The organism is Shewanella psychrotolerans, assembly GCF_019457595.1.
Taxonomy (GTDB): domain Bacteria; phylum Pseudomonadota; class Gammaproteobacteria; order Enterobacterales; family Shewanellaceae; genus Shewanella; species Shewanella psychrotolerans.
On record NZ_CP080419.1, the window covers coordinates 1527058 to 1547391 of the forward strand.

Genomic DNA, 20334 nt, shown 5'->3' on the forward strand with positions numbered 1-20334 from the left:
TTAAGCCGATAACCCTATGAATTAATAAATAAGAGTGCGTTCCTTGAAGTTAGATTTTTCAACAAACATTAATGTTAAAGGCCGGATATTGACGCGTCATCAAGTGGATGGGGCTTTGCATTACTATCTTAAGACGCCTGATGGTCCAGTGCGGGTGATCGTTAATGAAAGTGAAAGGGTCTGTTTTTGCCGCACCTCTGATATTGGGTCACTACTGTCACTTAGCGGTTGTCACTCTATTCGCAGTGAGGCCATTAGTTTAAAAACATTTCAGCAAGAACCGGTGACCGCGCTTTACTGCCCCAATAATTGGGTATTCAGGCAACTTTCAAGAGGGGCTAACGATAAAGGTGTGGCGCTTTATGAAGCCGATATCCGCCCTGAGCAACGCTACTTGATAGAACGTTTTATAGCCTTAGATGTTGAGTTTATCGGTGAGTCGGTGGGAAATGAGGGGATCCATACGGTTATCGGGCATCGAGCACGCCGTACCGATATTGATGTCACACTGTCTATTGTCTCTCTGGATTTTGAATGTTCAATGAGTGGCGAGCTTTACAGCGTTGGCTTATATGGCAAGGATAACGAGGGAGAGGCGATTGAGTTAGTTATCATGGTGGGCGATGAGCAAGGCGCTAATACTCCTGCTGATGTTCGCAGTGTAACCAATATTGAATGGGTCGATAATGAAGCGGCGCTGATTATCGCGTTGATTAACTGGTTTGCTCGCTTTGATCCTGACATTATCATCGGATGGGCAGTGGTCACGTTCGACTTAGCCTTACTGTATCGCCGTGCAGCGTTCCATCAAATACCGCTTAATCTGGGACGAAATGCGCAGTCATTAAGTTGGAAGGTGGAAGGTAAGTTTCGTCCTGAAACTTTGGTGCTTCCAGGGCGTGTGGTGCTCGATGGCATTGATTGGCTCAAGGCTGCATTTTACCAATTTGATAGTTATTCTTTAGACAATGTATCTCGTCAGTTGCTTGAAAAGGGTAAAGCGATTGATAATGTGGCCAACCGAGGTGAAGAGATCACTGCCTTATTTTATGAAGATAAGCTGGCGTTAGCGCATTATAATCTTACCGATAGCCGTTTGGTATGGGATATTTTTCAAAAGACGTCGCTGACCGAGTTTGCCCTTGAACGTTCAAGACTAACAGGTTTGGAGTTTGGTCGAGTAGGGGCCTCAGTCGCGGCGTTTAATCATCTCTATTTACCGCATCTGCATCGGGCTGGCTATGTAGCGCCAAGTGAGCCAGCAAGTGATGGCATAGAAAGCCCTGGCGGTTACGTGATGGATTCGATTCCTGGCCTGTATCAACATATTTTAGTTCTGGATTTTAAAAGCCTTTATCCGTCTATCATTCGTACCTTCCTTATTGATCCTAAAGGCCTTGCTGAAGGTTGTTTGCAGGAAGAGTCAAACACAGTTGCCGGTTTTTTAGGTGCTCGTTTTAGCCGAGAAAAGCCCATATTACCAAGCATTATTGCAGCGCTCGCAGCTAAACGAGAGTTAGCCAAGTGCCACGAAAATGCCCCATTATCTCAGGCGATTAAGATCATCATGAACTCTTTATATGGTGTATTGGGTTCTAGAGGATGTGTGTTTCATGATGCAAAGTTGGCCAGTTCAATTACGCTGCGCGGGCACCAAATTATGAAACAGACAAAGGCATGGATTGAAGAGATGGGGTTAAAAGTGATTTATGGTGATACCGACTCGACTTTTGTCCATCTTGCCGACGTTAGAGACATAGCCGACATAGATGAGTTTGCACGTGATGTGGTCGCAAAAATCAATGATAAATGGCGTGTACTGCTTAAACAAGATTATCAACTTGACTGCCATTTAGAACTTGAATATGAACGTCATTTTGAACAGTTTTTTATGCCCACACTGCGAGGGTCGTTAGAAGGCTCTAAAAAGCGCTATGTTGGAGCCTATACACTTGAAAATGGTGAACTCAAACTCATTTTTAAAGGGATGGAGCAGGTAAGAAGTGACTGGAGTCCCTTGGCTAGGCAGGTTCAAGCCGAATTGTATTATCGATTGTTCGCAAAGCAAGATGTTGTCGAATACTTAAAAGAGATGGTATTGCGTTTACAAAGAGGCGAGGTGGATGAGTTACTCATTTTTTCAAAACGCCTAAGAAGGGATGTCGACGAGTACACTGCAAAGGCGTCACCTCATGTTAAGGCGGCTTCTCTTTGGTGCGAACGCAGTGGTAAGGCGCAATATGGTAAAAGAGGCACAAAAATAGACTATATTATCACCAGTAACGGCGCCGAACCGGTTGAATATTGTCATGCTAAAGCGGATTATCAATATTATCTAGATAAGCAGATCGCGCCAGTTTCTGATCCAATACTTTCAATTTTAAACACTAGTTTTAATCAAATTATGTCAAAGCAACTGTCCCTAATTTAGTTGTCACTAGGTTGGTGTTACCAGTATAAGATGTTAACAAGTAGTATAAACTATGCTTTTACTGATGATTCTTAGTTAATTTGGTGAAAAATAGTGCCCCTTTTGTGATATTCGTCTTTGAGGGTTCGCTAATCCTTTGCTAATCTCATTCTGAAATGGGAATGAAATAAAGCAACGGAATGTAATACAAAAAATATAAGTAAACTGAATACAACAAAAGGTTAAGCCAACAAATGAAAAAGAGTTTAATAGCAACTGCATTGGCAGCTGTCATTTTTGTCCCAGCTGCATCGGCTATCGAAATCTATAAAGATGATAAAAATGCTGTAGAAATCGGTGGTTTTATTGACGCACGAGTTATTAACACTCAAGGTGAAACTGAGGTGGTTAATGGAGCGTCGCGCATTAATTTCGGTTTTACTCGTGAGATGAGTGATGGTTGGAAAGCCTTTACTAAACTTGAGTGGGGCGTTAATCCTGTGGGCAGTAGTGATATTGTCTATAACAATCGTTTCGAATCTGTTCAAGATGAGTTCTTCTATAACCGCTTGGGGTATGTCGGTATTTCTCACGACACTTATGGTTCTTTGACTATAGGTAAGCAGTGGGGTGCATGGTATGACGTAGTGTACAGCACTAACTACGGCTTTGTTTGGGATGGTAATAGCGCAGGTGTATACACCTATAACAAGGACGATGGTGCAGTAAACGGTGTTGGTCGTGGTGACAAAACTGTGCAATATCGTAACTCATTTGGTGATGTTAGCTTTGCCGTTCAAGCACAGTTAAAAAATAGCGCTTTCTATACCTGTGATTCAGATGATATTACTCAAGAAGCGTGTGAAGAGCTTTGGAATAGTGGTGATAGATCTGCCCAGCAAGTTGAGTTTAACTACACTTATGGTGGCTCTGTAACTTATGCTGCGACTGACAAATTAACCATTACAGCGGGCGTAAACCGTGGTGAGTTTGATGTTACCTATGGTAATGGTGAACAAACAACAGCTGTCGATTTGATCTACGGTGCTGGTATCACTTGGGGTAACTTTGATGACACCGGTTTTTATGCTGCCGCTAACGTCAATAAGCAAGAAAACCATGATACCGATAACATAGGCCGCCTAATCAAAGACGCTTGGGGTGTAGAAAGCTTATTCTCTTACACCTTCGATAACGGTTTGCGTCCATTCGTGTCTTATAACATCTTAGATGCTGGTGATGATTATGTTATCCAGCCAAACTTTAATGCAGATCCTAACGATGTATTTAAACGTCAGTTTGTCGTGGTCGGTTTGCATTATGTTTGGGACAATAATACCGTGTTATATGTAGAAGCGCGTAAAGATTACAGTGACTTTACCAGTGCCGATAAACAACAAGAAGCGAGAATGTCTCTGTCTGAAGATGATGGCATCGCAATTGGTATTCGCTATACGCTGTAAACTTTATTAAAACAATAAAAAAGCGCCTGCTATAGGTAATGCTATTCGATTATGCATTATTGCTTATATTTTAGTGGGTAACGGCTAGGTATATAGAGCACTGAGCGTGGATACGTTCGGTGCTTTCTCTTATCTGGAAGGATAAAGTATTTTATATCGGCTCGTATTTGCTTCAGCTTAGCCGGTAATTTCCCATCCGACGATAAAGCAAGCCACCTTAATTGCGTGTTTACCAAGCTTATTGCTGTGATAAAACTGATACGCGTTGGAACGACTTCAGCTTCCTTTGCTATTGCTACCATTTCTAAGCGAGCTAGATTGTAAGCGATAAGTACGCCCCATAGTTCTTGTCTAACACCTTTAGAAAGTCGACTTCGTAACGTCACCTTGCTTTGCCGTTGATTTTGCTTAAACTCGCCATATCTTTCCCCTATTTCTCAGCGTTGCCAGTAGATGGTAAGCAACTTACCCAGTGGATATTGAGTGGGTCTACCTATGAGGTAACGAAGCCTTAATTTCACCCTTTGGCTTTTATAAGCAATAAAACGGGCGCGCCATGTTTCAGGTAAATTTGGGTTCTTCTTTCTAGCTTGCGGTGAGACAGGCATATCAATAAGCAAATCGTTATCAGAAAACGTTTCGACGACGTCATAGCGGCTTTTCGATTTGACTGGTGTTAACCTGTGCCGCTTTTTCCTTGAGCCTTCCTAGCCTAAAAGTAAGTCAGCAGAAAAGCTACAGCGGTCAAATAAGGTTAAGGAGTTACCTGGGGCATCTTGAACTAAACGTTGAGCGAGCGTGACCTCTTCTGCGTGGCAACCATCAAAGGCTGAGCCCAATACCATTCTGACTTTAGTTGATATAAGGCTAACTAATCGAAGATGAGGGTAAGGCTTGTGCGTGTTTGAAATAAACCCAAGCTCGTTTGTATGCTCTTCTGAGTCTTGCCAACGAAACACAGCTCCATCACTCGCGAAAGTGGTCAGGCCCAATTCATTATTCTCCCCCAAAGCTTGCTCAAGCCAAGCAGAGATTGTGGATTTAATAGGTATGACATTGGGGGGGGGCAGCGGCAATCTGTCAGTACACTCGATGTAACACGGGACCAAATACTGTCACCAGACTGAAGAGCAATATCCATTGAGTTGCAGACTTCTTTAATCGATGGGTTACGAATCAACCCCCATCTCCCGTACAAGCTAGACCGCCTGCCGTGCGGGCAAGCGACGATTACGGATACTGGCTTTAATTAGATGCAAGTATAAGCAATGATTGTTCGATCTACTTCGCATCGATGGCTTTCATTACAGAGCTATAACCCACTTTCTTCAAAAGATGCATGCACTAATTCAACCTCTTGAGCAAACATAAAAAATCCCCACCAGAATACTGGTAGGGACTATTAATCATCTGCAAGAGCGTTCAAGTACTCTTAAACGATAGGCATTACCTGCTATAGGCGCTTTTTTGTTTAAGTTTCAAGCTATTTATTTTCCCTAATGTTCTTAAAGCGTGTGGATGAAGCGGCTATTTGGTTTTTAAGTTAGTTTCTTGAATTGTTTTCTTGTAATTAATTATTTACAAGCGCTGACATCTTCAATTATGAATTGTGATTGCTCGATTATAAATTTTAACAAGTTTTAGCTTCTTTATTTCGTTCTGCATGATCCCATTTCTTGGGGGAGGATGTTCAATATTTTCAATGTGACTTTATAGTTCAACAATAAATTTCCCTTTCATTGTAAATGCTTATGAGTTGTTCATTGATTTTTATCAACTTACCTTTAGTAACTCCAGTTTTACATGCTTGTTTTAAGCATGAGTGATAAGCATAAAAACGAGGCGTTGGCATCTTAAAGAGCTATTGCTTGATTCTTATGTGAAAAAATACGGGTCATTGTTGATTAAATGTTTGGTATGTGGTTTTATTTGTCTGCGAATGTTTCGCGAATGTGACTTTGGTGGTTGGTTCGTGGTTACTTCACGTAAAAATAAAAAATATATTTCAGGGAGAAACAACATGTATAAGAACAGCTTATTAGCTAGCTCAGTGCGTATCGCGCTAGTTGGCGGTGCCATGGCTGCGACTTTTGCTTCACCAGTATCTTACGCTGCTGATGACGTCAGTTCTGAAGTCGAAAAGATTGAAAAGATTGAAGTTACAGGTTCTAGACTGCGCTCTACAGATATGCAAGGTTTTTCACCAGTTCAAGTAATTGACTCTTCTGATATTGATATGTCTAGCGTTGCTAACATTCAAGAGCTTTTGCTGAAGAACCCAGCGTTTGGTACTCCAGGTATTAGTCGCACAAACTCTAACTTCTCTACTGCCAGTGCGGGTGTTGCTACTGTTGATTTACGTAATTTAGGTTCTTCTCGTACTTTGGTATTGGTTAACGGACGTCGTTTTGTTGCAGGAGTTCCTGGTGAGTCCTCGGTCGATTTAAACTCAATACCTACTCAGTTTATCGAACGAGTTGAAATTATGACTGGTGGTGCATCAGCTGTTTACGGTTCTGATGCGGTTGCGGGTGTTGTAAATATTATCTACAAGAAAGAATTCGAAGGCATCGAGTTTGATGTTCAGCAGGGTGAAAGCTCTGAAGGTGACTCAGAAGAAACTCAAATTCAGTTTACTATGGGAACCTCTTCGAGTGATGGTAAAGGTAACATAATGATTCACGGAGCATACACAAAACAGGGTGCTGTGTATTCTCGCGATCGTGAACGTTCTGCTGTTGACCAAGCGTCTTTAGGTGCTTACTTTACTGGTTTGCCTGAAGATATGTTCACACCAGAAAGACCATTCTACTCTAGTTATTCTCCACAAGGTCGCTTCTTTGCTGGCGATACACAATATACATATAATCAAGCAGGTCAACTAGTTGAAGGTTGGTCTACTAATGGTTCAGATACTGCTGAGGCCAATGGTTTTAACCGTAGTGCTTGGCGTACCATTGCAATTCCAACTGAACGTTATCTTTTCGCTGCTTCTGGTAAATATGAGTTTGCTGAAGGCTGGAATGCATTTATGGAAGGGACATATGCTTCTACTTCTACCAGTACTAAGCTAGAGCCATTCCCTATGGCTTCTGATGATATTTTCTCTGCATCAGGCGGCCAAATGCCAATTGAATATGAAACTTTCATCGAAAGTTTAACAAATCCTGGTGAGTATGAGCGTACAGTAGTACGTAATGCTTTTGTGCCTGATGCAATCTATAACTCTGCTATCGATGAAGATGGAGATGGACTAAAAGATATTTACTTCACTCGTCGTTTAGCTGATGTTGCGGCGCGAGGAAATGAAGCTGATCGTGATACCTTCAGGATTGTTGCTGGTGTAGATGGTCAGATTTCTGATAGTTGGTTTATGGATGCGTATTATGGCTATGGTCAAACTAAAGAGTCTCAGGTATCTAGTGGTCAGTTTAACTCTCTCAATTTCCGTTCTGCACTTGAAGCTGTAGATGATGGTAACGGAAACATTGTTTGTCGAGACGCAACAGCGAGAGCTCAGGGATGTGTTCCTGTTAGTGTCTTTGGTGCAGGTTCTATTTCGGCCGAAGGAGCAAACTATATCCAGGCTCCTGGGTTGCTAGCGACATTTACTAGTCAGGAAACGGCTGGTATTAACATATCTGGTGATTTGGTAGAGATGCCTGCTGGCGCATTGGGACTCGCTGTTGGTGCCGAGTATCGAGAAGAGTATTCACGTAGCGAGTTCGATGCACTTCAACAGTCTGGCCTAAATGGAGGTAATGCGATTCCAAGAACTGAAGGCGAATTCGACGTAATGGAATATTATGCTGAATTAAATGTGCCGTTGTTGGATGGTGTGTTTATGGCAAACCAGTTAAATTTGAGAGGTGCATATCGTTGGTCTGATTACTCTACGGTTGGGAATACAGATAGCTGGAACGTTGCATTAGATTGGGCGCCTATTGAGCAAGTTCGTTTCAGAGCGATTCGAGCACAATCAACACGTGCGCCGAATATCAACGAACTATATTCGCCACCAAGTCAGACATTCCCTACTGGATTGACAGACCCTTGCCTAGGCGTTACGGCGAGTTCTACAGGAGCTCAGGCTGAGGCGTGTCGTGCTGACGCGGGTGTAATGGCTAACATTACTGAAAACGGTGAATTCACGCTTAATCAGTCTGATCTGCAGGGTATTAGTGGTTATAACCGAGGCAACCCAGAGCTTGGCCCTGAAAAAGGTAAGTCATGGACATTTGGTGTTACAGTATCGCCAGAAGGTCTTGCTGTAATTGAAGATTTTGATTTTAACGTTGATTATTTCGATATTGAAATTGAAGATGCTATCGTATCAACACCACGTCAGTTTATCTTGGATGAGTGTTATGGTGGAGACCCATCACTCTGTTCATTTGTGACACGTCGCTCACAAAGTGCTGGCGCGAATAGTGCTGGTTCGCTTGAGTATATTGATTCTGCAGTGACTAATAGTGGTGGTTTTGCAACAGAAGGTATTGATTTAGTTGTTACTTATGCGAAAGATTTTGAAGATTATGATCTTGTAGGCCAACTAAATGCCCGTTTAGCATATACTCATGTTTTAGATGGTTACTCTATCCCATTACCTGGATCTGCTAAGGATAACTTTAACGGTGAGATTGGTTCCCCCGAAAATAAGTGGTATTTGTCAGTAGGTTATAGCTGGGAAGACTGGACATTCGCATGGAATACTACCTTTATCGGCGAGTCATACTTAGATGATGGTTTCTTGTCAGGTTATGATTTAGCGCCTGAATCAGTTGGCGTTGACTCTGAGACTTACCATGATATTAATATTGCATATCGTCCTTGGGAGCAAGCTGAGTTCTATATTGGCGTAAATAACCTGTTTGACGAAGAGCCTCCAGCACTCATTACAGGTCTCCCTGGTAACGTTACTGGTGCAGAAACCGATGCTGGTACTTACGATGCTATTGGCCGTAGATACTATGCCGGTTTCAGATTGACATTCTAAAATTATTGGAATGAAAAACCCTCATGTTTTGCATGAGGGTTTTTTTATTCATTCAGATTAGTGTATCGATTTATTGTGAATCTATGTAATACCAACCAGTATAAGAAGAGATCTACATCAGCGTGTTTTTTGGCAACTCATTCAAGGTGAATGGATGATGGAATGGTTATTCCCTTGTTAGGCTATTCAACGCAGAAGTAGGAAGGTAAAAAACACGCCTCAAAGGCGAGTTTTAGCACTTTTGATACTGCGTTAACAAGTTTGACTCTAGTGCAACTATGCTCTTCACTCGTTGCAAGCAACAAGGTCTTGTATGTTCCCTACATCCTTAAGACATTCCCTCCATCGTTGAAAGACGAACTGATTAAGCGCAAACAAAAACCAATCACGGACTTCCAAGGTGCAAGCGTTAACTATCTTACATCAATCTCTCTATCAGCATTGCTCAGAAATTCATCAAAAGCGTTTAAATACCCTCATGGTTGCCTGCCGGGCTCTCATTGATTCTGACCGTCTTATACCATTCCATCTTAATACTTAGTCATTATTGCCCACTCTCTACGACATAAAGACATCACTCTTTTCGTATCGCTAATGAAGTTGTTCCAAGCATCAGAGCAGGCTGCAACGATATCATCGTATCCTTGAAAGCTGCGACTAGCTAAATGATGCTGCCGTAACCAACTCCATACTTGCTCTATCGGATTTAGTTCAGGGGAGTATGGCGGTAATTTGATGATGCTAAGGTTGTTAAACTCATCTGCGAGATCTGCTGTATGCCAACCTGCACCATCCATGACAACAACGGCATGCCTACCTGGTTTTGTCCTTTGTGCTATCAGTGATAGATGCTGACGCATGACGTCTTTGCTTAGGTAAGGAACGATCATCGCTTCAGTATCGCCTGTTTGCGGACAAACAGCGCCAAAGAAATGCGCATATTCGAACTGTTGCTGGCGTATAGCGCGAGGACGAGTGCCTTTTCTTGCCCATAAACGTGTGGTCGTGTTTTGCTGCCCGAAGCGGGCCTCATCTTGAAACCAGATATCAACTCGCTCAAGCGCCACACTACCAGGGATGTTAAGGATCGTTTCCAGTTGGAACTTTTTTAAAAGCCTCTTGGACTTCTATTGATTGCTTAGGATGTTTTGAACGACTCGTTATCCAACTAAAACCTAATTGTTCCAGTAATTTGTAAATCGCGTTTGGATGGTAATCAACATTAAAGTGATATTTGACATATTTTAGGATCGCATCACCTGTCAGTCTTCCACCTGAATCACTCGAGCATTGTTCCTCTATGTAGGCACTGAGTTGCTGCTTTTGACTTGAGGTTAAGTAGCTATCACGTCCCTTATTTTTCTTAGCATCCAACCCTTTGATACCGTTGGCAAGATACTTAGCTACCCAAGCGTTGACGCTAGCGCGGGCAACTTTGAGCCTCAAGGCGACATCAGTACGATTATTTCCCTCGAGGAAGAGAGCGACGGCAAGTAATCGCATACGTTTACGAGGTTCTTTTTCTGCTCTAGATAAAGCTAAAAGCTCTTCGGCACTATAAGTTTTCAATTTGGAATACGGGTTAAGGTTGGTGCGCATATTAGATCATTACTAATTGGTATTACATTGACCGCTTTAGGTCGCCATATTGATGGAAATCGTACGCAAACCAAGCATTCGATAAAACGTATGGACAGGTTACTTGGCAACCATCATCTTCATCGTGAGAGATTAGCTGTCTATCAATGGCATGCTAAATGGCTTGGTAAGCCCCTAGAACAATTTCTCAATGAGCTTCATAAGGTGTTACCTGCAAACGTCACTCCGCTAATAGTCACTGATGCCGGGTTTCGTAATCCCTGGTTCAGAAAAGTGGAGCAACTCGGTTGGTACTGGCTCGGTCGGGCTAGAGGGGTGAGTGTTTATCGCCTTCATCCCTTTGGTCGTCAATTTTCACTCAAAGCGCTCTATGCCAGAGCAAGTAGCCGCGCAAAGCATGTTGGTCGGGTGGCCTTATCGGTCAAGAAGCCTTTGCTCTGTGAAATGGTGTTGTTTAAGGCGCGAGGTAAAGGGCGAAAAGGTCAGCGTAGTAAGACAACCGACTGCCATCATACCGCCCAATGGACCTATGAATTGACAGCAAAAGAGCCTTGGGCGCTGGTGACTAATCTCACAATGGAAGCGATGCCGCCCAAGAAACTGGTCAATCTTTACTAAAAGCGAATGCAGATAGAAGAGACTTTTAGGGACTTAAAAAGTCCGGCTTACGGATTTGGTTTACGCCATAGCCGAACACGTGATGCGGCAAGAATGGATATCCTGCTGATGATAGCCTTGCTGGTGCAATTGGCATTTTGGTGGATGGGGCTCTTTGGTGAAGCGCAGCAGCTGCAGCGACATTTCCAGGCCAATACGGTAAAGAAACGTAATGTGCTATCGATAGTGTACATGGGGGAGATGTATATTTATTAGATAGTGCTGTTTATCGACGGCAAACGCGTTCGTACAAAATTCTCAGCTTTTTAGAGGAGTTTTGGTTTCTAAACTGTATGCGATGCAGCTCTAAATAAAGGTGTAAATGTGAACTTAGGTTGTAATTTGAGCGGTAAACACTACTATTTGTGAAAAAATGGCTCTACTTGTTGCTTCTTTGTGTCTGCTGTGGTTTATTTGTGTTCAAATGTAGGCGTCGGTAATTATTTGTTTGCTGGCGGATTATGTTTATATAACAAATATAAAAGCAGTCCAGGGAGATACAACATGTATAAGAACAGTTTATTAGCTAATTCGGTGCGTTTTGCACTAATTAGCGGTGCCGCTATGACAGCCTTTACTGCACCTGCAGTATTTGCCGCTGATGAAGGTGCAGATAAAGTTGAGCGTATTGAAGTTACTGGTTCGCGTATTAAACGTGCCGATATGGAAACGGCAAGTCCTGTAACCGTTATTGATGCTTCCGCTATTATTTCGTCAGGTGCAACCTCTATTGATGATGTATTACGTAATATGACATCAGCTGGTGGTGCAATGACAAACGCTGCTGTGAATAATGGTTCTGGTGGTAATGCACGCATCAATCTACGTGGTTTAGGTTCGAATCGTACACTGGTATTAGTCAATGGCCGTCGTATGATCGCATCGGGCACTGGTGCTGCGTCAACCGTTGATTTGAATACCATTCCTGTGTCCATGATCCAACGTGTTGAAGTGCTGAAAGACGGCGCGTCAGCGGTATATGGTACAGATGCGATTGCTGGTGTTGTTAACGTTATTTTAAAGCGTGACTTTGAAGGTTTTGAAATAAACGTACAAACAGGTATCTCTGGTCAAGGCGATGCAGATGAAACCAGTGTCGACTTCACACTTGGTAACAGGTTTGACAAAGGTAACATCGTTATCAACGGTCAATACACTAAGCGCGGTGAAGCAAGTCAGGCAGATCGTGACTTTTCTGATTGCCCAATAGCTGAAACATCTGATAAGTCTGCACTATATTGTGCTGGCAGTAGTTACTCTGAGGGCGGCCATATTTGGGGTGATAAGAACCACGGTATCGTAGCTACTGGTGAAGATGGTGCTTATGCCGTAGGTGATTCGGGATATTACGGTGAATATATCGCTGATCCTGAAACAGGAAAACCAAAGTGGAAAGGATTTGATGATAAATCTGTGCCAGATTTAAGTGGTTTGGGCGGACAGTATCATGACTTTACTGATGCCGATCGTTACAACTATTCAAAGACTAGTTACCTATCTACACCGATGGAACGCCTTAACCTTTCATTGTCTGGAACTTATGAATTCAACGATTCAGTTTTGTTCTTTACCGAGGCAATGTATTCGAAGCGTTGGTCAAACCAGCAAATGGCGCCACAACCTATTTGGAACAGTTCTGCATGGGCATATGATTCATCATGGATGACACAAGATCTTGTCGGTCTTGTTCAAGAAGGCGAAAAACTTGATTATGGTCGTCGCGTAGTTGAATCTGGTAACCGTTACTTTTCACAAACTGTTGATACAGTGCGTATTGTTGTAGGGCTTGAGGGTGAGTTTGGTAACGGTTGGGCTTGGGACGTTTCGTACAACAAAGGCAAGAATGATTCAGTTGATACACTGGCTAATCTGCATAACCTAGGTTCGATTGATGATGCTGTTATGAACAAGGAGTTTGACCCATTTGATCAGGCATCTTGGGTAGGTGAGAGTATCGCTCCATACATTTATACCGAGCTTAATAGTGGTGGTAGTGAGTTAGACATTGTGTCTGCAACAATTTCTGGCGAAATTGCAGAGCTACCCGCTGGTTATTTAGGTTTTGCGGCTGGTTACGAATATCGTAAAGAGTCAGCTCATTACACTCCTGATTCGTTGACATCACAAGGACTAGCAAATGATCCTCGTGTAGAGCCTACTGCGGGTAAGTTTGATGTAAATGAACTATATGCAGAGTTTGCAATTCCGTTGTTACATAACTTGCCAGGAGCTCAGCAACTTGATTTAAGTGCGGCAATGCGTTACTTCGATTACAGCACATTTGGCGATGATACGACCTGGAAGTTAGGTCTAACATGGCGTGTTATTGATGATTTGATGCTTCGTGGTGGTATGTCTACTGCGTTCCGTGCACCAACGGTAAGTGAACTATACGGTGGCAAGTCTCCATCATTTGAGCAAGTCGATCACCCTGCAACAACTCAGACTCAAGCCGAAGTGACCGTTGGTGGTAACCCTCTTCTAACACCTGAAGAAGCCGATATTACTACGGTAGGTCTGGTTTATTCACCACACTTCGTTGAAGGTTTGTCATTCACTGTCGATTACTATGATATTGAGATCACTAACACAATTACTTCTGTTGATGATAACTATGTAGCAAATAAGTGTTTGGATGCCAATGGCTCGCTAATCAATACTGGTACTGCCTTATGTCAAGCATCTAACATTGCTATTGATGGTACTGGCCGTATTTCGTTCGATAACGGCTTGCAAAATATTGGTCAAACCAACACTGCTGGTTACGATATCAACGTTGCCTATGCATTTGAAGGTGCAGGTTTAGACTGGAATTTAGGCCTAGATACCTCAATTCTTGAAGAATATGAAGAATTCGATCAAGATGGTGTGCCGATTGATTATCGTGGATTTATTACTGGCGGCGCTGGTGCGTATGCTAAGTTGAAGACTAACTTTAATCTTACTGCTTCAGGTGACAGCTGGAGTGCAACATATGAAGCACGTTATATCGATGGCATGGATTCATTGGCTTGTGAGAATAAAAAATGTTATGCACCAAGTGTCGATAGCATTATCTATCACGATATTTCAGCAACTTACGACGTAACAAGCAACGTTCGTCTATCTGGTGGTGTGAATAACCTATTAGATGAAGAGCCTCCTTACTACTCAGGTAATAACGACTCTAACACTGATCCATATACTTATGATGTGTTAGGTCGCTACTTCTTCGTAAGAGCGAGCGTTAAGTTTTAATTGATTGAAAGGTGTTAGTGGCTTTATTGTTTGCTTGTCACTAATCATCCCAATGAATTAAATCGATAAATAAGAATCGGGTTTCATGTAAATGAACCCGATTTTTTTATATTTAGGCTAACGTATTTTGATAAATCACTGCTTAAAGTACACATAATAGCAATTCGTACAAGAAACTGATCTACTCAGCGTGTTTTTGGCAACTCAACCAAAGCAGAAGTCGGAAGGTAAAAAACATGCCTAACAGACGAGTTTTAGCGCTTTCTATGTGATGTTAAGAGTTTGACCCTATAACAAGTATGCTCTTCACCGGTTGCCTTGCCTCAAAAACGCTAAATTTTCGCTGAGCGATCACACCTTTATATTCATTGATATAACACTGCTGGTGGAGCTTACGTATTTTCTTTGTTGTCATATTTTACCTCGTCAAATGAGTTTACTCACTTAGTTAAGTGTTAAAAAGTACTGGGCAGCTCTGGTATGCCTAATGTGACTTGGTGAAGTGCATACTGGTGGGGGGAATGTATTGCATGTTGGCGAATTGTTGCTTTGGTGGTGTTGCAACGTGCAAACAAAGTTTTATTCAAAACTCTGTTTCAGTTGTGTTATGAAAAAGCGTCTATTTTGTTAAATAGACAAGCTGCTGTTATTATTAGTTTTATTTTGTTTTTAGTGCATTTTATTGGTTTAAAATGTAAATATCGTAAATGTTAACCCGTTTAAAAAAACATCTCTTGTGTGATTTCCGTCCTGTAATCGGTTTTTCTGATTATTTTAGCGCTTTTCGAATGTTGACATAGGTCAACATTTTGTGAAATGATGCCCACGGGTCTGCACCCAGAGTGGTGTAGAAAAGGGAAGATAATAACTAACAATCGCAAGAGAAATGCACACTTATAGCGCAGGCATTCTAGCAAGATAAGCAGAAACCCCATGTTGCTATGAAGTTAAACCTTTTATTTTTCACTTCAAATTGGTTGGGAACTATGTCCAAGGTAAGCAAGAGAACTAAAATCGCTACAGCGCTCATTGGCGCGCTGGCCTTAGCAGGCAGTAACTTAGTGGTTGCTGATTCACTTTCTAATGTACAGAAAGCGGATTCACAAATTCATAAAGATGCAGCAGCATCTCAAAATAAAGTTGATAAATATTACGATCAAGCGCAAGACATGGCATTCCAATATGGCCAAGTAGCTGATACTCGTGAGTCAACTAAGTCATACAACGACTACGTAGCTGGTTTGGTCGCAGACCAAGAAGCAACTATGAAACTTATCCAAGAAGACATCAATGGTGTTGATAAGTTACGTCAAGGCGTTGTTCCTTTGATGTTTAAAATGGTTGATGCCCTTGAGCAATTTGTTGCACTAGACCTACCGTTTAACAAAGAAGATCGTGAAGCGCGTATCAAGCGTCTCCGTGAGACTTTAGATACCGCAAACGTGACACTTGCTGAAAAGTACCGTTTGATTCTTGATGCATACAACATTGAACGTGAATACGGTTCAAAGTTAAACGTTGAGACGGGTAAGCTTCAGATAGATGGCAAAGAAATCTTGGTTGATTTTATCAACTTTGGTCGTGTTGCATACTATGCGCAAAGCCTAGATCAAAAGTCGGCATGGATGTTTAATCCAGAGACGAAAGCATGGGACGAGCTAGAAGATAGCTACCTACGTAACATTACTAAAGCAATTCGCCAGGCTCGTGGCCAGGGTGCTCCAGATATGTTCGCGTTACCAATCCCAGCTGCGGAGGCTGCACAATAATGAAAAAGTTCATCACTACAGCAATCGTTGCTGCAAGTCTATCTTTAACAGCTGGTATGGTTAGCGCTGCTGATGCGCCAAAGAGCATCGACCAGCTACTTAAGCAAGTTCAAACTGACCGTGCTAACGCTGCAAAAGTAAATAAGAAGCGCGAAGCTGAGTTCCAAGCTGAACGTGGCGATAAAGCTGCGTTACTTAAGCGTGAAAAAGCTGCTCTTGCAGCAGAAGAACAGCGTGGTAAAGACCTTTCACAAGCTTTCTCTGATAACGAGCGTAAAATTGCGCAGTTAGAAGAAGACCGTAAAATTGCTCAAGGTGACTTGGGTGAAATGTTCGGTGTGGTTAAAGGTGAAGCGGGCGATTTCGCTGGTAAGCTAATTGCTTCAAACGTTAGTGCTCAGTACCCTGGTCGTCATGCGTTTATCGCTGAGCTTGGTGCTCGTAAAGAGTTACCAAAAATCGAAGAACTAGAGAAGTTCTGGGAAGAGCAGCTATTTGAAATGGCTGAGTCTGGTAAAGTAGTTACATTCGATGCAGCTGTTACAACTATCGATGGTAGCGTTCACAATACTAAGATCACTCGTGTTGGTGCTTATAACCTATTAGCCGATGGTGAATACGTTGTTTATAACGCCGACCTTGGTCTGATTCAGCAATTATCTCAACAGCCAGGTGGAGAAGAAGTTGCTAGCGTTAAGGCTTTTGAAGGCCAAACGTCTGGTGTTCACAAGCTATTTGTCGACCCTGCTCGAGGTGTGCTACTAAACGTATTTACACAAAAAGCAACTATCGAAGAGCGTATTGAGGCCGGTGGTACTATCGGTTACATCATTATCGGTCTGCTTGTACTAGGTGCGCTAATTTCTATCGAACGTTTAATCACTCTTTATTTCGTTGGTGCTAAAGTAAATGCACAGCGTAAGAATATCGAAAACCCAGGTAATAACCCACTTGGTCGTGTTCTTAAAGCTTACTACGACAATAAAGATGTTGATGTTGAAACGCTAGAGTTGAAACTTGATGAAGCAATTCTAAAAGAAACACCAGCGCTTGAAACTCGTATCTCAATCATTAAGGTTCTAGCGGCTATCGCGCCAATGATGGGTCTACTAGGTACTGTTACAGGTATGATTGCGACCTTCCAAAGCATTCAGTTATTCGGTACTGGTGATCCTAAGCTAATGGCTGGCGGTATCTCTATGGCACTAATGACGACTGTACAAGGTCTAGTTGCAGCGTTACCACTAATGCTAATGCATGCTATCGTTATTGCTCGTAGCAAGTCAGTTGTTCAAGTACTTGAAGAGCAAAGTGCTGGTATCATCGCTGAACATGCTGAGAAGAGGAATGCCTAATGATGCTATACCTGATGGACATCTGGGATTCCGTCAGGGGCTTCATGGCCTCCGGAGGCGACGTCCTTTGGTTGGTTGCGGCAGTGCTATTCCTTATGTGGGTGTTAATGCTTGAGCGATTTTGGTATCTCCATTTAGTTGCGCCAAAACAGCACAAAAACATTATCGCTGCATGGGATAAACGAGAGGACTCTACCTCTTGGTATGCACACCGTGTCCGTGAAGCTTGGGTATCCCAAGCGAAACAAGATATGAATGCTCGTATGCTGATTATCAAAACCTTGGTAGCCATCTGTCCAATGATAGGTCTACTAGGCACCGTAACCGGTATGATCCAAGTATTCGATGTGATGGCAGTTCATGGGACGAGTAATGCTCGTATGATGGCAGCTGGTATTTCAATGGCAACCATGCCGACAATGGCGGGAATGGTCGCGGCGCTATCGGGAGTATTTTTTAGTACTCGCCTAGACGCTAAAATGAAAATCAGTATGGAAAAGCTAAAAGATAGCCTGCCACACCACTAGAGAGAGATTGAACATGGCACGTAAAAAGCATTCAAGTATAGACGAAGAAGCACAGATTGATATGACACCGATGCTCGACATTGTGTTTATCATGTTGATTTTCTTCATTGTAACAACGTCGTTCATTAAGCCGTCAGGTCTTGACTATAACAAGCCTGAAGCTTCTACAGCGACAACACAGAAGTCAGCGAACATCTTTATTGGTGTAAGCAAAACAGGCGTGATTAAGATGGAAAACCGTCAGGTTGACATCGAGCGTGTAACAGCAAACGTAGAACGTATGTTAGCTGAATCACCTGAAGCGGCTGTCTTGATTGAAGCAGATAAAGAAGCGCAACATGGCCTAGTTGTTAAGGTTATGGACAATGTGAAGAAAGCAGGTATCAGTAAGATTTCGGTATCAGCGGGGAAAGACTAATATGCTGAGAGGAATAGTATCATTATTAATTGGTGGTGCTGTTACTTTTGCCCTGTTTGTTTTCATGGCCTTCTTGGTCAGTGGCGGCGCTAAACGCGCCGACACAGCAACTGATTCTCCAGTAATTGAGATCAGTATGGATAAACAGGATACAAAAGTGCAGGATAAGCCTAGGGTTAAACCTAAGCCACCTACACCGCCTGAGCAGCCTCCTTTGCCTGATACTCCGCCACCAGATAGCTCATCAAATATCGACACTAATATGTCGTTTAACATGAGCGGTGTGGTAGCTGGTTCTGCAAGTACAGGCTTTAAGCTGGGTAACATGATGACTCGCGATGGTGATGCAACGCCTGTCGTTCGTATTGAGCCGCAGTACCCGATTGCTGCAGCTCGTGATGGTAAAGAAGGTTGGGTACAACTGAGTTTTACCATTAACGAACTGGGTGGAGTTGATGACGTTGAAGTTATTGACGCGGATCCAAAGCGCGTTTTCGATAGAGAAGCTAAACGCGCGCTTAAAAAGTGGAAGTACAAGCCAAAGATTGTTGACGGTAAAGCACTAAAGCAAACTGGCATGACGGTTCAACTAGACTTTAAACTTGATGGAGGCAAATAGAGATGCAAAAAGTTAATACTCTTGCAACTGCACTTTTGTTCGCTATCGGTGGTAGTTTAGCTGTCGCTCCTGTCGTTAATGCAGCTGAAAAATGTCCAATTGAAAAGCGTCAGTCAAAAGCGGTTGGTCAAAGCTCTGCTAAGAAAGTGCAGAAGTCTTTTGAAGCTTATCAAGAAGGCAATATTGATGAAGCTATGGCTGTATTGCTTGAAGCCAGTCCTAGCGATCCTTTTGATAAAGCGTATATTGCTCGCATGTTGGGTAATTTTTACGCAGAAAAAAGTCAAATGGGCACGGCGCTCAAGTATCTAAAGCAAGCTGTTGATGCTGACATTCTTGGTGGCGCCGATCACGCTGCAACATTGCGTTTGTACGCCGATCTGCTTATTCAAGAAAGGAAGTTCAAGGAAACTATCCCGTACTACTACGCTTGGATGGAGTTTACCTGTAAAGAAGATCCACAAGTGTATCGTCGTATAGGTATTGCTTATTCTGAGCTTAAAGAGTGGGATAAGGTTCTTGAAGTCGTTGATAAAGGTCTTTCTATCAGTACAAAGCCTGATAAAGGTTTGTATCAGATGAAGCTAACTGCTTACTTCAACAAGAAAGACTATAACAACGCAGTTAAAGTACTTGAAACTATGGTGCCATTGTTCCAACAAGATGGTCGCCTATGGGTGCAGCTAGCTCAGTTCTATCTGATGACTGAAGATTATGAAAAGTCATTAGCAACCTATGACTTAGCTTACAAGAATGGATTTTTGGAGACTGCGGGAAATATCACTCGTCTGTCTCAGCTGTTAGCACAAAATGGTTCGCCATACCGCGCAGCAAAAGTCTATGAAAAGCACATGAAAAGTGGCCTAATTAAAGAAGAGGAGAGAACTCTCTCTATTCTTGCGGGCTTCTACCATAATGCTAAAGAGCTAAAGGAAGCGGCTGATTATTACGGCAAAGCAGCAGAGATCGGTAACGATGGTACGTTGTACCTAAAGCAAGCTAGACTACTGACACTTAGAGAAAAGCATAAAGAAGCGATTCCTGTGCTTAAGAAAGCCCTTGCGGCTGGTGATGTAAGTGAAGGTGAAGTCGAGTTTGAATTAGCGTTAGCTTATCTTGGCACTAAGCAGTACAAGGCAGCGTATAACGCATGCTTAAAAGCTGCTAAAGATGACAAGACTAAGCGCACCGCAAAAAGTTACTTAGCTTATATCAAAGAAAAAGCGCGTATCTACAACGTATCGCTTTAACTTTGATTGATGAAAAAGCCCCGCTGAGGGGCTT

The 20334-nt window shown here is 42.6% G+C and carries 11 protein-coding genes and 3 pseudogenes; 12 read left to right on the forward strand and 2 right to left on the reverse strand.

Annotated elements, in window-relative coordinates:
• Nucleotides 1-43: 43 nt before the first annotated feature.
• Both K0I62_RS06780 and K0I62_RS06785 read left to right on the forward strand, forming a co-directional pair.
• The gene (locus K0I62_RS06780) at nucleotides 44-2431 is read left to right on the forward strand and encodes a DNA polymerase II (RefSeq protein WP_258405099.1); all 2388 of its coding nucleotides are present in this window, start codon (nucleotides 44-46) and stop codon (nucleotides 2429-2431) included.
• 233 nt (nucleotides 2432-2664) lie between these two features.
• Entirely contained in the window at nucleotides 2665-3873 is a 1209-nt protein-coding gene (locus K0I62_RS06785; RefSeq protein ID WP_220070720.1) for a porin, read from the forward strand.
• A 56-nt stretch (nucleotides 3874-3929) separates the two neighbouring features.
• On the opposite strand, the pseudogene K0I62_RS06790 reads toward K0I62_RS06785, so the two are convergent.
• Nucleotides 3930-5242, reverse strand: a pseudogene (locus tag K0I62_RS06790) (IS4 family transposase).
• A 651-nt stretch (nucleotides 5243-5893) separates the two neighbouring features.
• Between K0I62_RS06790 and K0I62_RS06795 the strand changes: the two are divergent.
• Both K0I62_RS06795 and K0I62_RS19380 read left to right on the forward strand, forming a co-directional pair.
• Nucleotides 5894-8869 (forward strand): TonB-dependent receptor domain-containing protein, encoded by a 2976-nt coding sequence (locus tag K0I62_RS06795; protein ID WP_220070721.1) that lies wholly within the window; start codon nucleotides 5894-5896, stop codon nucleotides 8867-8869.
• A gap of 400 nt (nucleotides 8870-9269) precedes the next feature.
• Nucleotides 9270-9401 (forward strand): annotated as a pseudogene (locus tag K0I62_RS19380) (IS4 family transposase); the annotation flags it as partial.
• On the opposite strand, the gene K0I62_RS06800 reads toward K0I62_RS19380, so the two are convergent.
• A protein-coding gene (locus K0I62_RS06800) for an IS630 family transposase (protein ID WP_220070722.1) occupies nucleotides 9400-10468 on the reverse strand; the annotation gives its coding sequence in 2 pieces (ribosomal slippage) (nucleotides 9400-9973 and nucleotides 9972-10468; 1071 coding nt in all). The pseudogene K0I62_RS19380 and the gene K0I62_RS06800 sit on opposite strands and share 2 nt — an antisense overlap.
• Before the next feature lie 21 nt (nucleotides 10469-10489).
• Between K0I62_RS06800 and K0I62_RS06805 the strand changes: the two are divergent.
• From K0I62_RS06805 to K0I62_RS06840, 8 genes and pseudogenes are all read left to right on the forward strand, one after another.
• A pseudogene (locus K0I62_RS06805) lies at nucleotides 10490-11326 on the forward strand (IS4 family transposase); the annotation flags it as partial.
• A gap of 303 nt (nucleotides 11327-11629) precedes the next feature.
• On the forward strand, nucleotides 11630-14362 hold the full coding sequence (locus tag K0I62_RS06810; protein ID WP_220070723.1) for a TonB-dependent receptor: 2733 nt from the start codon (nucleotides 11630-11632) through the stop codon (nucleotides 14360-14362).
• Nucleotides 14363-15348: 986 nt separating this feature from the next.
• On the forward strand, nucleotides 15349-16131 hold the full coding sequence (locus K0I62_RS06815; protein ID WP_220070724.1) for a DUF3450 domain-containing protein: 783 nt from the start codon (nucleotides 15349-15351) through the stop codon (nucleotides 16129-16131).
• Entirely contained in the window at nucleotides 16131-17486 is a 1356-nt protein-coding gene (locus K0I62_RS06820) for a MotA/TolQ/ExbB proton channel family protein (RefSeq protein ID WP_220070725.1), read from the forward strand. Before K0I62_RS06815 ends, K0I62_RS06820 begins: the two co-directional genes overlap by 1 nt.
• Nucleotides 17486-18013 (forward strand): MotA/TolQ/ExbB proton channel family protein, encoded by a 528-nt coding sequence (locus K0I62_RS06825; RefSeq protein WP_220070726.1) that lies wholly within the window; start codon nucleotides 17486-17488, stop codon nucleotides 18011-18013. The genes K0I62_RS06820 and K0I62_RS06825 overlap by 1 nt, the downstream gene beginning before the upstream one ends.
• 13 nt (nucleotides 18014-18026) lie before the next feature.
• Entirely contained in the window at nucleotides 18027-18431 is a 405-nt protein-coding gene (locus K0I62_RS06830) for an ExbD/TolR family protein (protein WP_220070727.1), read from the forward strand.
• A gap of 1 nt (nucleotide 18432) precedes the next feature.
• Nucleotides 18433-19050 (forward strand): energy transducer TonB, encoded by a 618-nt coding sequence (locus tag K0I62_RS06835; protein WP_220070728.1) that lies wholly within the window; start codon nucleotides 18433-18435, stop codon nucleotides 19048-19050.
• Between the two features lie 2 nt (nucleotides 19051-19052).
• Entirely contained in the window at nucleotides 19053-20300 is a 1248-nt protein-coding gene (locus K0I62_RS06840) for a tetratricopeptide repeat protein (RefSeq protein ID WP_220070729.1), read from the forward strand.
• The last annotated feature ends 34 nt before the right edge of the window (nucleotides 20301-20334 follow it).

Excerpts from the sequence above, each read along its gene's own strand:
- K0I62_RS06810 (WP_220070723.1), top strand. The coding sequence starts at position 11,630 with ATGTATAAGAACAGTTTATTAGCTAATTCGGTGCGTTTTGCACTAATT.
- K0I62_RS06820 (WP_220070725.1), top strand. The coding sequence starts at position 16,131 with ATGAAAAAGTTCATCACTACAGCAATCGTTGCTGCAAGTCTATCTTTA.
- K0I62_RS06795 (WP_220070721.1), top strand. The coding sequence starts at position 5,894 with ATGTATAAGAACAGCTTATTAGCTAGCTCAGTGCGTATCGCGCTAGTT.
- K0I62_RS06815 (WP_220070724.1), top strand. The coding sequence starts at position 15,349 with ATGTCCAAGGTAAGCAAGAGAACTAAAATCGCTACAGCGCTCATTGGC.
- K0I62_RS06785 (WP_220070720.1), top strand. The coding sequence starts at position 2,665 with ATGAAAAAGAGTTTAATAGCAACTGCATTGGCAGCTGTCATTTTTGTC.
- K0I62_RS06830 (WP_220070727.1), top strand. The coding sequence starts at position 18,027 with ATGGCACGTAAAAAGCATTCAAGTATAGACGAAGAAGCACAGATTGAT.
- K0I62_RS06835 (WP_220070728.1), top strand. The coding sequence starts at position 18,433 with ATGCTGAGAGGAATAGTATCATTATTAATTGGTGGTGCTGTTACTTTT.
- K0I62_RS06825 (WP_220070726.1), top strand. The coding sequence starts at position 17,486 with ATGATGCTATACCTGATGGACATCTGGGATTCCGTCAGGGGCTTCATG.
- K0I62_RS06840 (WP_220070729.1), top strand. The coding sequence starts at position 19,053 with ATGCAAAAAGTTAATACTCTTGCAACTGCACTTTTGTTCGCTATCGGT.